The sequence below is a fragment of the Pseudofrankia inefficax genome (genome assembly GCF_000166135.1).
GTDB classification, from domain to species: Bacteria; Actinomycetota; Actinomycetes; order Frankiales; family Frankiaceae; genus Pseudofrankia; species Pseudofrankia inefficax.
Genome location: NC_014666.1, coordinates 5,858,057 through 5,871,550, shown reverse-complemented (window position 1 = coordinate 5,871,550; position 13,494 = coordinate 5,858,057). Strand labels below are relative to the sequence as shown.

General features: G+C 74.7%; 10 protein-coding genes. 5 read left to right on the top strand and 5 right to left on the bottom strand.

Annotation, left to right across the window (positions count from 1 at the left end; all coding sequences use genetic code 11):
• Positions 1-49: 49 nt before the first annotated feature.
• Both FRAEUI1C_RS23760 and FRAEUI1C_RS38595 read left to right on the top strand, forming a co-directional pair.
• The gene (locus FRAEUI1C_RS23760; RefSeq protein ID WP_232425102.1) at positions 50-1,276 is read left to right on the top strand and encodes an alpha/beta hydrolase family protein; all 1,227 of its coding nucleotides are present in this window, start codon (positions 50-52) and stop codon (positions 1,274-1,276) included.
• Between the two features lie 276 nt (positions 1,277-1,552).
• Positions 1,553-2,056, top strand: coding sequence for a hypothetical protein (locus FRAEUI1C_RS38595; RefSeq protein WP_013425895.1), 504 nt, complete (start codon positions 1,553-1,555; stop codon positions 2,054-2,056).
• 12 nt (positions 2,057-2,068) lie between these two features.
• Here FRAEUI1C_RS38595 and FRAEUI1C_RS23750 read toward each other — a convergent pair whose 3' ends face one another.
• The 4 genes from FRAEUI1C_RS23750 to FRAEUI1C_RS23735 form a co-directional block, all read right to left on the bottom strand.
• Complete coding sequence (locus FRAEUI1C_RS23750) at positions 2,069-2,710, bottom strand: hypothetical protein (protein WP_013425894.1); 642 nt, start codon at positions 2,708-2,710, stop codon at positions 2,069-2,071.
• A 166-nt stretch (positions 2,711-2,876) separates the two neighbouring features.
• Positions 2,877-3,842, bottom strand: a complete 966-nt coding sequence (locus FRAEUI1C_RS23745) for a FadR/GntR family transcriptional regulator (RefSeq protein ID WP_013425893.1) — start codon at positions 3,840-3,842, stop codon at positions 2,877-2,879.
• A gap of 248 nt (positions 3,843-4,090) precedes the next feature.
• Positions 4,091-5,173, bottom strand: coding sequence for a PaaI family thioesterase (locus FRAEUI1C_RS23740; protein ID WP_013425892.1), 1,083 nt, complete (start codon positions 5,171-5,173; stop codon positions 4,091-4,093).
• Positions 5,174-5,531: 358 nt separating this feature from the next.
• Complete coding sequence (locus FRAEUI1C_RS23735) at positions 5,532-6,725, bottom strand: cation diffusion facilitator family transporter (RefSeq protein ID WP_013425891.1); 1,194 nt, start codon at positions 6,723-6,725, stop codon at positions 5,532-5,534.
• A gap of 381 nt (positions 6,726-7,106) precedes the next feature.
• Between FRAEUI1C_RS23735 and FRAEUI1C_RS23730 the strand changes: the two genes are divergently transcribed.
• From FRAEUI1C_RS23730 to FRAEUI1C_RS23720, 3 genes are all read left to right on the top strand, one after another.
• Entirely contained in the window at positions 7,107-9,803 is a 2,697-nt protein-coding gene (locus tag FRAEUI1C_RS23730; RefSeq protein ID WP_041261318.1) for a carboxylate--amine ligase/circularly permuted type 2 ATP-grasp protein, read from the top strand.
• A 102-nt stretch (positions 9,804-9,905) separates the two neighbouring features.
• On the top strand, positions 9,906-11,687 hold the full coding sequence (locus FRAEUI1C_RS23725) for an N-acetylglutaminylglutamine amidotransferase (protein ID WP_013425889.1): 1,782 nt from the start codon (positions 9,906-9,908) through the stop codon (positions 11,685-11,687).
• A 135-nt stretch (positions 11,688-11,822) separates the two neighbouring features.
• On the top strand, positions 11,823-12,248 hold the full coding sequence (locus FRAEUI1C_RS23720) for a GNAT family N-acetyltransferase (protein WP_013425888.1): 426 nt from the start codon (positions 11,823-11,825) through the stop codon (positions 12,246-12,248).
• A gap of 21 nt (positions 12,249-12,269) precedes the next feature.
• Here the strand turns inward: FRAEUI1C_RS23720 and FRAEUI1C_RS23715 are convergent, their stop codons facing one another.
• Complete coding sequence (locus FRAEUI1C_RS23715) at positions 12,270-13,454, bottom strand: amidohydrolase family protein (protein WP_013425887.1); 1,185 nt, start codon at positions 13,452-13,454, stop codon at positions 12,270-12,272.
• Positions 13,455-13,494: the final 40 nt, after the last annotated feature.

Below are 13,494 nucleotides of genomic sequence, written 5' to 3'. Positions count from 1 at the left end.
CCCGGTGGTCGGGCCGTGACGTGCCGGCATTTCGACTACCGTCAGTAGCGTGGGGGCGCCGACCGGTAGTGGGGACCTGCGAGCGCGGGGCGGTTCGTCCCGTCGCGGGGGGTCCGTCGCGGCGCTGGCCGTGGTCGCCGCGCTCGCGTTGGCCGGCAGTGAGCCCGCAGCCGGGCCGGCCGCGCTCGCGGTCCCGCTGGCCGCGCCCACGTCGCCGGCCCCCGCTGGCACCGCGGGCGGGGACCTGCCCGCGCCGGACGAGCTCGGCGGTCACGGCGTCGGCTACCAGACCGTGACGATCGTCGACGACTTCAGGCACCGGACGCTGACCACCGCGGTCTGGTACCCGTCCGAGGACCGGCTGCCCGGACCGGCCGGCGGGTCGGTGACCCCGGCGAGCTACGAGATCGCGCCGAGGGTCGGGATCCAGTCCCGGGTGGCGGTCGCGGACGCGCCGGTCGAACGCGGGCGGTTCCCGCTGGTGGTCCTCTCCCACGGGAGCGCCGGCAACCGGGTGCAGCTCGCGTCGCTGGCCGAGGTGCTGGCCAGCCACGGCTACGTCGTCGCCGCGCCGGACCACCCGGGTGACACGATGGCCGACTTCGCCGCCGGCCGGGACGAGTCCCAGATCGGCGAGGCGAGCGACCGGCCGCTGGACGTCAGCGCGGTCATCGACTGGATGCTGTGCCCCGACCAGGAGTTCGGGCCGGTGCTGAACCCCGGCCAGGTCGCGGTCGTCGGGTTCTCCTTCGGCGGGCTGACCGCGCTGGTCTCGCCCGTCGGGTTCCTGCACGCGCCCGGCGACCCGAGGGTGCGGGTCGTCGTGGCGATCTCGCCGGCGAGCGAGGTGCTGCCGGCCGGCGTCGTCGCCAGGATCCGGGTGCCGACGTTGCTGATCGGGGGCACCGTCGACCCGCTCACCCCGATCGAGCACAACGCGGACCAGACGTTCGGCGAGCTGACCTCGGCGCCGGACCGGCTGGAGGTCCGGGTCCCGCGGGGGACGCACAACTCGTTCACCGACCTGTGCGACCAGGCCTACCTGGCCGCGAACGGGCTCGTGCCCCAGGGGATCCGGGTCCGCCTGCAGCTCGGCGCGCTGGTGACCTGCCTGCCGCCGATGGTCGTGGCGGCCCAGGCACAACAGGTCGCCCGCTGGTACACGGTCGCCTACCTCGAGCGTTACCTGCGCGGCGACACCCGTTACGGACGCTTCCTGACGCCCGCCGCGTCCGCCGGCCTGCCGGTGCCGGTCACCGTCCGCACGGCGCCCTGACCGCCGCCGCCGCCGCGGCTGTGGTCCCGGCTCGCCGGGCTGGGACGGTCCCACCTGCGGATCCGATCACGGTGGGCGGGCCCGGTGGTGGCCGTGCGCGCGAAAAGAATGACCGCGCGTGCCCGGACCCGTTACCGTATGCCGACCGGGCTGAGACTGGCCCGTGCCTGGTCGTCAGGCGGGCCGCACGGCTGGTGCCGTGCCGGCTGCGCGGCTCGGCGGCCCGGCCAGGTGGCGCGGGGGCGCTCGCGCCCCACGAGGAGGTCATCCCACCCGATGTCCGCGCGGCAGGTGCGCAGGTTCCAGCTCGAACGGGACGTGGACGTGTCGGGGGTGTCGGGGACCGGCGCCGTCGCCTACGGCGCCCAGTCGCCGGACGGCACCTGTGTCCTGTGGTGGGCGTCCGGGCTGGAGTCGACCACGATCTACCCGAACATGGACACGCTGCTCGCCGTCCACGGCCACGGCGGGATGACCAGGGCCATCTACATCGATCCGGAGAGCTGGGACGGCGCGCCGGGCACGGGCGTCGACGGTGGCGGTGACGCGGCCGGCCTCCTGGCGAGCCCCGCGGCGCCCGCGTGCCACGGAACGGGCGCGGCCGGCCCGGCCGAGGTCGTGGAGCATGAGGCGCGGCTGGCCGAGCCGGACCTGGACGACGAGCCGGCCCACGCGGTCACCCGGGCGGCCCCCAGCAGGGGTGGGCCGCGCGCGGCGGCCCACCAGCCGGCCACCCGCGCGGTCAGCCGTTCCCTTCGGTCCCCGACCCGCTCGGCCTGACAACCGGGCCGGTCAGCCGAGCGGGCGGAACGAGCCCTGCGGGCGGTCGAACCCGTCGTGGGTGTAGACGGCGAGCGTCGCGGCGACGTCCGGCGGCTCCAGGCCGTGGGCGCCCAGGGTGAGCCAGAGGCTCGACATCAGCATGAGGCTGTGGTGCAGGAGGCACTCGGCGTAGCCCGCGACCCGGGTGTGCGCAGCCGCGCGGAACGCCGTGGCCGTGCCGACGTCGTCGGTGAGCGCGGCGAGCGCCCCGGTGCGGACCTGCGCGGTCAGCAGCTCCCAGATGCGCTCGGTCTCCGGGGCCTGGGGGCCGCGCCAGATGCCGCAGAGGGTGAGCCGGTCGAGCACCTCGGACGGCGCCGCCCCGGTCCGCAGGTGCAGCACGACGGCCCACGAGGCGATCAGCCAGCACACCGAGCGCAGCGTGGGCATCGGGTCGCCGGCGAGGCGGCCGGCGAGGACGGTCTCCGCGTCGGAGCGGGTGGCCGGGTCCAGCCAGCGGGCCACCTGCTGCTCGACGGTGACGAGCTCGGTGATGGGCAGGTCGGCCGGATCCGGGCGCGCCAGAGCCGCTGCGCGTCGGGACACGGTGTCCACGAGCGCCAGCACGCCTGGCTCGGGAAGCGTCTGCCAGGCAAGACCCGCAGGCGCCATGGCGCCACACGGTAGACCCCGGGACGGGGCCCGCACCACAGGGATGGGCGAATCGGCGCGACGACCTGTGCGCGCGGTGCGCGCGAGGCCGTCCGGGCCGGTCCGGGGCGCGGGACCGCGGCTGCTGCCGCGATCCCGCGCCCCGGCGTGACCGGGCGGTTGGGCCTCAGCCGCCGAGCAGGTCGAGCAACGCCGCCGACTGCTCGTCGGCGGCCTCGGCCACGTGCCGGCGCCAGAGCGCCTCCGCCGCGTCCGGGTCGCCCAGCTCGATCAGCTCCACCAGGCGCCGGTGCACGTCCAGGTGCGCGCCCAGCTCGTCCCGGCCCTCCGCGTCGGCGGGGCCCGACAGCTCGGGACGCTCGCCCGCCGCCGGCTGCTGGCCGGTCGCCGCGGTGTGCAGGATGTGCCGGAGCATGTTGTCGATCACCGTGAGCGTCTGGTTTCCGGCCAGCTCGACGAGCAGGTGGTGGAAACCGTTCAGCGCCGCCCACGGGTCGGGTCCGGTGCCGTCCTGGCTGGCCGCCGGGGTGGCGGTCACCTGGCCGCCGTCCATCGCCGCGGCGGACTCGCTCAGCGCGGCCCGCAGCCGGCTCAGCACCGGCCCGGCCGGCGCCTCGGCCAGCATCCGAACCGCCGGCGTCTCCAGGGACGCCCGCGCGTGCTGGACGTCGGCGACCGTGGTGCGCCGGTGCTCCAGCACGAGCCCGGCGTAGCGGGCCGCGACGTGACCGTCCGGCCGGTGCACCCGGGCGCCGCCGTGCGCGCCGCGGCGGACCGAGATCAGCGCCTCGGATTCCAGGACGCGGAAGGCCTCGCGCAGCGTCGGTCTGGAGACGCCGAACTGCTCCATGAGGACCGCCTCGGGAGGCAGGGCGTCGCCCTCGACCAGCTCGCCGCGCACGATCTGGCGGCGCAGGTGCGCGGCGACCAGCTCGGCGGTCTTGGGGACCCGCACGTGGCGCCCGACGCGCCCGTCGTCGAGCAACGACGGCGGGGTGGCGCGACCCGCTCCGCCGGCCAGCGCGGCCGCGCCCACCGCCGTGCCCATCGGGCCGCCCACTCTGGTCATGCGCACCGGGTGGGCGCTCCGGCGGGCCGTGTCGAGATTGGTGGCCGGTTGCAGTAACGCCATGACTCGTCCCCCTGTGGGTGGCTGGGCGGCCTGCCGCCCAGGCCGCGAGGTCGCTCTCGCGATGTCGCGGTGAGTCTTGCAGGGGGAGTTGTAGTCACTCGGTCACGGGTCGCGTAATACCACGGTGTGATACGAAGAATGTAACACACTGTGAAGATGCCTGATTACGATCCGTAAATGTATGTTGCCTACGGACTACTGGTTCCGGCGCCGTCGGCCGCCGTCGGTCCGCGTCTCAACCAGGGATTCTACGGCTGCGACAGACGGTGGCTGGTGCGGGAGACCGTCGCCCTGCCGAGCACGCTCGGTGGCGCCGCCGCCTGACCCACCTCGACATCGACCACGGCCAGTCGCCGCCCGAGGTGGCGGACGGTCGCCACCGCCGTGACCTCCGCCTCCAGCGTCAGGGAGCGGACGACCGTCAGGTCGAGCGACAGGGTGTGCACCGTGGAGCCGGTCGGCAGCCGCCGGGCGAGCACGGTGCCGATCGCCGCCTCCACGAGCGCGCAGCTGGCGGCCGTGTGCACCCGGCCGAGTCGGTTGGCGAGCCAGGCCGGCGGCGCCAGCCGCAGGGTCACCTGGTCGCCGTCGTGGTCGACGTCGGCAGCCAATTCCGCGAGCAGGGGATGTGACGGCGGCCGGTGGCGGACCAGCCCGTCGGGTGCCTGTCGCGTCGCCGCGTCCGCCTCGCCGCACCCGGTCGGGCCGGCACGATGGGCCAGCCCGGCGGCATCCTCGGCGCGGTCCCGGTCCGCGCTCGTCGACCGGACGACGGCTCGGATCGCGGACGCGGTCGCCAGCGGGCGGCCCCCGGGAGTGCTGACGGTCGCGGTCACCCGCCGCAGCGGCGCGCCTGCCTCGTCGGCCTCGGTGTCCTGCACCCGCGCCTCGGCGCGCAGCTCGACCTGGCGCCGGCGGGTCCGGGCGGCCGCCGGCGCGGGGGCGAACACCGACACCGCGGGTGCGGCCGCCCCGAGACCCGGCCAGCCCTCGGCCGGGCCGCGGGTGTGCAGCTGGAGAGCCGCGGTCTGGGTCAGCTCGTCGGCGGCCAGGCCGGCGTTGCCCGCGGCACCCATCGCGATCTCCGCGAGGGCGGCGACGGCGGCCGTGCCGAGGCCGCCACCGGGCGTCGGGCCGGCGAGCCAGGCCGGAATGGTCATCGTGGCGGTGGCGCGCCCCTCGGCGGCGGTGAGCAGGCGGGCGCCGGCGGCGTCGGCGAACGGGCTGCCCACCGGCACGCCGGTCCGGGCGGCCTCGTCGGCGGGCGTCGTGCCCACCGGGGCCTCGGTCACGCCGCCGGCGGTCAGGATGCCCGCCTCATCCCCGATCACGTGCTTGTGTCTAGCAGGCTTCAGCTGATTACCGATTAAATGGTCCCGGTCACGTGACGTGCCTCACGCCGGGATGGGTGAATGTCGTTCCCGGTGTCGCGCCGCACGCTCACCGTTCAGCCATAAATGTCGCAATTGCGCGGTCCGCCCGTGGTGGGCGGATGTCCGCGTGTCGATCGCGCGTGGTGTGCCGGCCGCGCCGGGTAGACCCGCCGGCATCGGCGCCCGTGGGCGGACGGACACTGGATCCGAGAACGGGGCCGGTGCCGGGACACCGGCCCCGTTCTCCCGTCATCCGGCCGTTCTCGTCGTCCCGCGTCGTCGTTTCCCCGCGCACCGCGATGTCGGCGATGTGCGGCTATTCCTCGCTCGCATCCGCGCCCGCGTCGTGGCCCGGCGGCGTCGGGGTGACGGAGCACTGCCAGCGGGGGCCGAGGGTGATCGTCAGCAGGGTGGGCTCGGCGTGGTCGACCTGCAGGGTGACGTGGTCGATCCGCCAGCGCTCACGCAGCAGCTGGCGGGCCGCGTCCTGGATCCGGTGGCAGTCCCCGGCCGGGTCGACCAGCAGGTGCGCGGACAGCGCGGCCATCCCGGAGGTGACCTCCCAGACGTGCAGGTCGTGCACGTCGGCCACCTCGTCGAGGGCGGCGAGCGCCCGGCCGATCTCCGCGGGGTCGACGCCGACGGGGGCCGCCTCCATGAAGACCCGGCCGGTGTCACGGATCAGGCCGTACCCGGCGCGGACCATCATCGCGGCGACGACCAGCGCGGCGAGCGGATCGGCCCGGGTGAACCCGGTCAGGATGATCACAAGGCCGGCCGCGGCCGTCGCGAGGAAGGCGAACAGGTCGGTGAGCACGTGCTGGAAGGCGCCCTCGACGTTCAGGCTGCGCCGGTCGGCGCGGGCCAGCAGCGTCGTCGCCCCGATGTTGACGGCGACCCCGACGAGCGCCGTGACCAGCACCGGCGTGCCGGCGACGCCGGTCGGGTGCACGAGGCGGCCGATCGCCTGCACGGCCAGCACCAGGGCGAGCGCGAGCAGCGCGAAGCCGTTCGCCTGCGCGGAGAGGATCTCGATGCGCCGCCAGCCGTAGGTCAGCGGGCCGCCCGCCGGGCGCGCGGCCAGGCGCATCGCGACCAGCGCCAGCGCCAGCGAGCCCGCGTCGGTGAGCATGTGCGCCGCGTCCGACAGCAGCGCGACCGAGCCGACGGCGAAGCCGACGATCACCTCGGCGACCAGGAAGCCGCCGATCAGGGCCAGCGCCGCCGTCAGCAGCCGGGCGTCCGCCGACGCCGACGGCCGGTGGCTGTGCCCGCCTGGGCCATGGTGGTGACCATCGTGGCCAGGCTCGTCGTGCTCGTGCTCGTGCTCGTGGTCGGCACCCGGCTCGGGGTGGCCGCCGCCGGGCCGTCCCTCGTGCCGCGAGGCGGCCGGGGAGGCGGCCGGCGAGGCGTTCGGGGTGGCGGTCCTGGACGCGCGGTCCGGGCCGTGCCCGGCGTGCGGGCGCGGACCGCGCCGCTCGTCGGCCGCGGGGTCCGTCGGACCGGTCACCGATGCCCTCGGTGGCGGAATGGCCCGTTCCTCGGGCCGTCCAGTGCGTTCAGAGTGATTTCCGGGACACCCACCGGAATAGGCGCCGAAACGGTTTCCGAAATCATTTCCGGCGCATTCGTTGGGGTTTTCACGGGCATGCTCGCCACAGTACGCCGGAGAGACCTTCGGCCCGGGCTGCTCGCCGTTGTTCGGCAGGGGCGCAGGGCGGCCTGACGCGCCCGCCGGCGCCACTGCCTGCCCAGACGGCGGCGGCTCCCGGGCGGCCGGTGCGGCCGGCGACGGGTGAGACGACCCGCCGGTGGGCACGAAGCGCCTGACGGGCGGGCGGTTCACACCCGCCACATGCCGCCGCAACCGAGGAGACGTAGCGTGGCGACCATGAGCGACACGCCGATTCCGGCCGTCGGCGTCGAGGAGGAGTTCCACATCCTCGATCTGGTCACCCGGGCGCTGGTCCCCCGGGCCGGGGAGATTCTGGAGGCACTGCCAGCCGGGCGTTTCACCTCCGAGTTGCTCAAGTCCGTCGTGGAGACGAACAGCGCGCCGACCCGCGATCTGGCCGCGCTGCGCGCCGACCTGGTCGACCTGCGTCACGAGCTGGCCGCCGCCGCCGAGCCGCTCGGGCTCGGACCGGTCGCCGCCGGCACCGTCCCGATCGTCGACCCGGACCGGCTGGAGGTCAGCCGCGACCCGCGCTACCTGCAGATGACCGAGGAGTACCAGATCCTGGCCCGGGAGCAGGTGATCTGCGGGGCGCACGTGCATGTCGACGTCGGTGACCGGGACACCGCCATGGCGGTCATCGCCCGGGTCGGCCCCTGGCTGCCGCTGTTCCTGGCCCTGTCGGCGAGCTCGCCGTTCTGGCTGGGCGCCGACAGCGGCTACGCCAGCATGCGCACGATGGTCTGGCAGCGCTGGCCGACCGCCGGGGTGACCGGCCGGTTCCAGACCGCGGCCGAGTACGACCAGCTGGTCGCCGACCTGGTCAAGTCCGGGGTGATCAGCGACCCGGGCATGGTGTATTTCGACATCCGGCCGTCGGCCCACCTGCCCACGGTCGAGCTCCGTGTCTGCGACGCGTGCCCGGACGTGGACACGGTCGTGCTGATCGCTGGCCTGTTCCGCGGCCTGGTCAGCCACTCGGTCGCCGCGATCGAGGCCGGGCTGCCTGTCGAGCTGCCGCGCGCCGAGCTGCTGCGCGCCGCGACCTGGCGGGCCGCCCGCTCCGGGCTGGAGGGTGACCTCGTCGAGCCGTCGGGCGGCGGCGCGGGGCCGGTGCCGGCCGAGGACCTGCTGGGCCGGCTGCTCGCCGAGATCCGGCCCCAGCTGGAGACGGCGGGGGACTGGGAGCTGCTGACCGAGCTCGCCGAGCAGGCGATCCAGCGTGGCAGCGCCGCCGCCGCGGCCCGCCGGGCCTTCCTGCGCCGCGGCCTGCTGACGGACGCCGCCGACCTGCTGCTCGCCCGCACGCGCCAGGCCGAGCCGAGCCTGACCGGCTCGGCGGCCGCCGCCACGGGCTCCGGTGACTCCACCGCGCTGGCCCGGGCCGACCGGGTCGCGCCTGCGCTGCTGTCCGGATACCAGGGCCGACCGGACTTCCAGCCGGACGGCTACGACGAGGCCCTGGACGCCCGTGGCCTGGTCCGCCCGAGCTACCGGGGGGTGCTGCGCACGCTGGAACGAATCGGCCCGGCGGCGCTCGCGGAGCGGGCCGCGGCTCGCCGGGCCACCCAGACCGCCCAGGGCATGGTCTTCCGCGTCGCCGGCGAGGACGAGACCCGGCCGCTCCCGATGGACCTGGTGCCACGGATCGTCGACGCCGCCGACTGGGCGCTGATCGGTACCGGCCTGGTCCAGCGGGTCCGGGCGCTGGAGGCCTTCCTGCGGGACGTCTACGCCGACGGGCACGCCCTCGCCGACGGGATCGTGCCCGCCTGGGCCGTGCCGGCGTCGCCGGGCCTGCGGCACTGGGGGCACGCCGTTCCCGCGGGCGCCATCCGCGCGACCGTCAGCGGCATCGACCTGGTGCGCGGCGGCGACGGCCGGTGGCTCGTGCTGGAGGACAACCTGCGGATTCCCTCCGGTGCCGCCTACGCGGTCGCCGCCCGCTGGCTGACCCGGGGCGCCCTGCCCGAGCTGTCGGTCCGGCCGGGGATCCTCGGCCTCGACGCGGTACCGGCGCTGCTGCACGCCGCGCTCGTGGCCGCGGCGCCCACCCGGGCCCGCGGCCGCGACAGCCACGGCGTCCCGGCGGTGGCGGTGCTGACCAGCGGGCCGGAGGACTCCGCCTACTTCGAGCACCAGTTCCTGGCCGAGCAGATGGTCGTCCCGCTGCTGGAGCCGCACCAGCTCGTCGTCGACGACGGCGCCGTCCGCTACCTCGACCCGGCCGGCGGCGCGCCACGGCCGGTCGACGTGCTCTACCGGCGGATCGACGACGACGACCTGTACGCCGCCCTCGGTGCCGACGGCGCGCCGCTCGGCCCCCCACTGGCCGCCGCGCTCACCGCCGGGACCGTCAGCCTGGCCAACGCTCCGGGCAACGGCGTCGCCGACGACAAGGTGATCTACGCCTACGTCAACCGGCTGATCCCGTACTACCTGGGTGAGCAGCCCGTGCTGGACGACGTCCCGACCTACGTCTGCGGCGACCCGGCGCAGCTCGACCACGTGCTGGCCCATCTGGACGAGCTGGTCGTCAAGCCGGTCGACGGGTACGGCGGCGCCGGCGTCCTGATCGGCCCGCGCGCCCAGGCGCACGAGCTGACGGAGGCGCGCGCGCAGCTGCTCGCCGAGCCGCGGCGCTGGATCGGGCAGGAGGTGGTCGCGCTGTCGACCCATCCGACCTGGTCGGTCGACGACGTCACGGCCGACGAGTCCCCGGCGGCCCTGGCGGCCGGGGCCGGCGAGGGCCGGTTCGAGCCGCGCGCCGTCGATCTTCGGGCGTTCGTGTACCAGGGCGAGCAGACGGTGGTCGCGCCGGCGGCCTTCAGCCGGGTCGCCCCGGCCGGCAGCCTCGTCGTGAACTCGTCCCGGGGCGGTGGCTGCAAGGACACCTGGCTGCTGCGGAGCTGACCTGGCCCGGTATGCCCCGGTCGATCCGGGGCACAACGGAGCAAAGGGGCAAGCGGCGCGACCGACAGTCGACGACCGGACGAGCGATGATCGGGAGCGGACATGTGTGGGCTGAGCGGGGAGCTACGGCTGGACGGCCAGCCGGCTGACGTCGCGGCGGTCGCCAGGATGACGGCGGCGCTGGAACGGCGCGGCCCGGACGGCGTCGGCCTGTTCTCGGCCGGCCCGGTGGCGCTCGGCCACCGCCGGCTGAAGATCATCGACCTGTCCGAGCGCGGCGCGCAGCCGATGACCGACCCCGAGCTCGGCCTCACGGCCGTGTTCAACGGGTGCGTCTACAACTACCAGGAACTGCGCGACGAGCTGACCGCCGCCGGCTACCGGTTCTTCTCCGGCTCGGACACCGAGGTCGTGCTCAAGGCCTACCACCGGTGGGGGGTCGGCTTCGTCGACCACTTCGCCGGGATGTTCGCGATCGCCGTCCACGAGCGCGACAGCGGCCGGCTGGTGCTCGCCCGAGACCGCCTCGGCATCAAGCCGCTCTACGTCAGCGCCGACGCCCACCGGATCCGGTTCGCCTCGACCCTGCCCGCGCTGCTCGCCGGCGGCGGGGTGGACACCGAGCTCGACCTGGTGGCGCTGCACCACTACCTGTCGTTCCACGCGATCGTCCCGCCCCCGCGCACGATCCTGCGCGGGGTGCGCAAGCTGCCCCAGGCCACGGTCCGCGTGATCGAGCCGGACGGGACCAGCACCGACAAGGTCTACTGGCGGCCGGACTTCACCCGCCGCGCCGAGCACGCCAACTGGTCGGCGCTCGACTGGCGTGACGCCGTCGCGGAGAAGCTGCGCGTCGCGGTCCGCCGCCGGATGGTCGCCGACGTGCCGGTCGGCGTGCTGCTGTCCGGCGGGCTGGACTCCAGCATGATCGTCGCGCTGCTCGCCCAGGCCGGGCAGACGGGCCTGGCGACGTTCAGCGTGGGCTTCGACGCGGCCGGCGGGGAGACGGGCGACGAGTTCCACTACTCCGACCTGGTCGCCGAGCACTTCGGCACCGACCATCATCAGATCCTCGTGCCGACCGTGGACCTGGCGCCCGCGGTGGACGCGGCCATCGACGCGATGAGCGAGCCGATGGTCAGCCACGACTGCGTCGCGTTCTACCTGCTGTCCCAGGAGGTCGCCAAGGACGTGACCGTGGTGCAGTCCGGGCAGGGCGCCGACGAGGTGTTCGCCGGCTACTCCTGGTACCGGCCGCTCGCCGCCGTGCCCCGAGACCAGGCCGTCGAGAACTACCTGCGGGTCTTCGCCGACCGGGCCCACGCCGACCTGGCCGCGGTCGTCTCGCCCGACCACCTGATCGAGGCCGACGCGAGCCGGCACTTCGTCGCCGAGCACTTCGCGTACCCGGGCGCCGAGACGACCGTCGACGCGGCGCTGCGGATCGACTCCACGATCATGCTGGTCGACGACCCGGTGAAGCGGGTCGACAACATGACGATGGCCGCCGGGCTGGAGGCGCGCACGCCGTTCCTCGACCACGAGCTGGTCGAGCTCGCGGCCGCCTGCCCGCCGGAGCTCAAGCTCGCCTCCGGCGGCAAGGGCGTCCTGAAGGACATCAGCCGCACGCTGCTGCCGGACGAGGTGATCGACCGTCCGAAGGGCTACTTCCCGGTGCCGGCGATCCGCCACCTGTCCGGCCCGATCCTCGACCGGGTGGCCGCGGCGCTGCACGCCCCGGCGGCCCGCGGCCGAGGCCTCTACCGGCCTGACTGGGTGACGGCGGCGCTCGCCGCGCCCAACGAGGAGCGCACGAACCTCGGCGCGAACGCGCTCTGGCAGGTCGGCCTGCTGGAGATGTGGCTGCAGGCCCACGGAATCTGACCGGCCGGCCAGCCTGGCAGGTCCCCGAAGGCCCACCGGGACCACAGTCCGCGGGCCGAGCGGACGGGTCGCGACAAGGCGGCCTTGCGTGGGCCAATCCCTCCATCACGCCTTGCAACTGGCAGAATACGAACTGTGAAGATCGAGGAGCTGGGAGCGGACGGGACCGAGAAGGCGTACGAGGCGATGCGCCAGTTGCGCCCGCACCTGACCTCGGCCGGGTTCGTCCGGCTCGTCAACGAGGTCCAGCGGCCCCAGGGCTACCGGCTGGTCGGGTCCTGGGACGCGGCCTCGGGCCGGGTCGTCGCCGCGGCCGGCTTCCGGCTGCAGCACATGCTGGCCCACGGCCGGGTGCTGGTCGTCGACGACCTGTCGACCGTGCCGGCCGCCCGGGGCCAGGGCCACGCGTCCCGGCTGCTGGCCTGGCTGGAGCGCGAGGCCCGCTACCACCACTGCGTCCAGGTGCACCTCGACGCCGGCACCCACCGGTATGACGCTCACCGGCTGTACGTCCGCAACGGCTTCTCGATCAAGTCCTTCCGGCTGACCCGCCGCCTGTGAGCGAGTGGTGGCCGCTGGAGGTCAGACCGGGCGCGGGGTGGCGAGCGCGACGGCGTTCTCGCGCAGCACCAGCCTTCGGTCGGCCGGGGTGAGCGCCTTCGTCTCCGGCACGTAGTCCAGCGGCGTCGGCAGGCCCTCGATGTGCGGCCAGTCGGAGCCGAACAGGACCCGGTCGGCGCCGACCCAGCCGACCACCGAGGCCAGGTCGTCCTCCCAGAACGGGTTGATCCAGACGTGCCGGCGGAAGATCTCCACCGGGTCCTCGCGGAACCAGCCGGGCAGCTTGCGCGCCTGCGAGCGCAGCTTGCGGAACAGGTCGGGCAGGAACTCGGCGCCGTTCTCCACCGACGCGACCCGCAGGTTCGGGTACCGGGCCAGGTGGTTGGACAGCACCATCGTCAGCAGATAGTTGTGCACCGCCTCCTCGATCGCGAAGCTGGCGATCGTCGGGCCGTAGCCGGCGCCCGAGAAGCTGAAGGTGTGGCTGTCCGGGCCGTACCCGTCGGACGACACCCCGCTGTCACCGGCGTGCACGACCAGCGCGAGCCCCGCCTCGTTCAGCCGGGCCCAGAACGGGGCGAACATCGGGTCGAACGGGCTGCGCTGGCCGAGCGCCGTCGTCGGCGCCGCGGCCCTCATGACGATCATCCGGGCGCCGTGGTCGATGGCCCAGTCCAGCTCCTCGACGGCCCAGTCGACGTCGGCGAGCGTCAGGTAGGGCGCCGTGAGGACCCGTCCCCGGTAGTCGAAGGTCCAGTCCTCGGCGAGCCAGCGGTTGAACGCCCGGAACGTCGTCGTCACCGCCACCGGGTCGTGGCGCAGCGGCTCCTCGTAGATCATGCCGAGGGTCGGGAACAGGAAGCAGCCCTCCAGCCCCTGCTCGTCGAGGACCCGCAGCCGGGCGGCCGGGTCGCGGTACTCGGCCCGGACCGGCTCGCTGTCGCGGATCAGGTCGAGCGGGTTGGCCTTGTCGGGGTTGCCCCGGAAGTAGGCCGCGAGGCAGCCCGGCCTGGAGATCGGGTCGAACGTCGCGTTGGACACCGCCCGGCTGACCCGGCCGCCCAGCACGTGGTACTGCCGGCCGTTGATCGTCGCCCACTGCACGCAGCGCGGCCCGTCCCTCGGGTCCAGATGCCGGGTGAAGGCGTCGACGGCCTCGTAGTAGTGGTTGTCCGCATCCCACACCGGGTGCCCAAGCTCGTCCACCCCGCGATCGTAGAACGCGTTCTACTTCGAGCGCTCGCGT

Excerpts from the sequence above, each read along its gene's own strand:
- FRAEUI1C_RS38595 (WP_013425895.1), top strand. The coding sequence starts at position 1,553 with ATGTCCGCGCGGCAGGTGCGCAGGTTCCAGCTCGAACGGGACGTGGAC.
- FRAEUI1C_RS23750 (WP_013425894.1), bottom strand. The coding sequence starts at position 2,710 with ATGGCGCCTGCGGGTCTTGCCTGGCAGACGCTTCCCGAGCCAGGCGTG.
- FRAEUI1C_RS23745 (WP_013425893.1), bottom strand. The coding sequence starts at position 3,842 with ATGGCGTTACTGCAACCGGCCACCAATCTCGACACGGCCCGCCGGAGC.
- FRAEUI1C_RS23730 (WP_041261318.1), top strand. The coding sequence starts at position 7,107 with ATGAGCGACACGCCGATTCCGGCCGTCGGCGTCGAGGAGGAGTTCCAC.
- FRAEUI1C_RS23725 (WP_013425889.1), top strand. The coding sequence starts at position 9,906 with ATGTGTGGGCTGAGCGGGGAGCTACGGCTGGACGGCCAGCCGGCTGAC.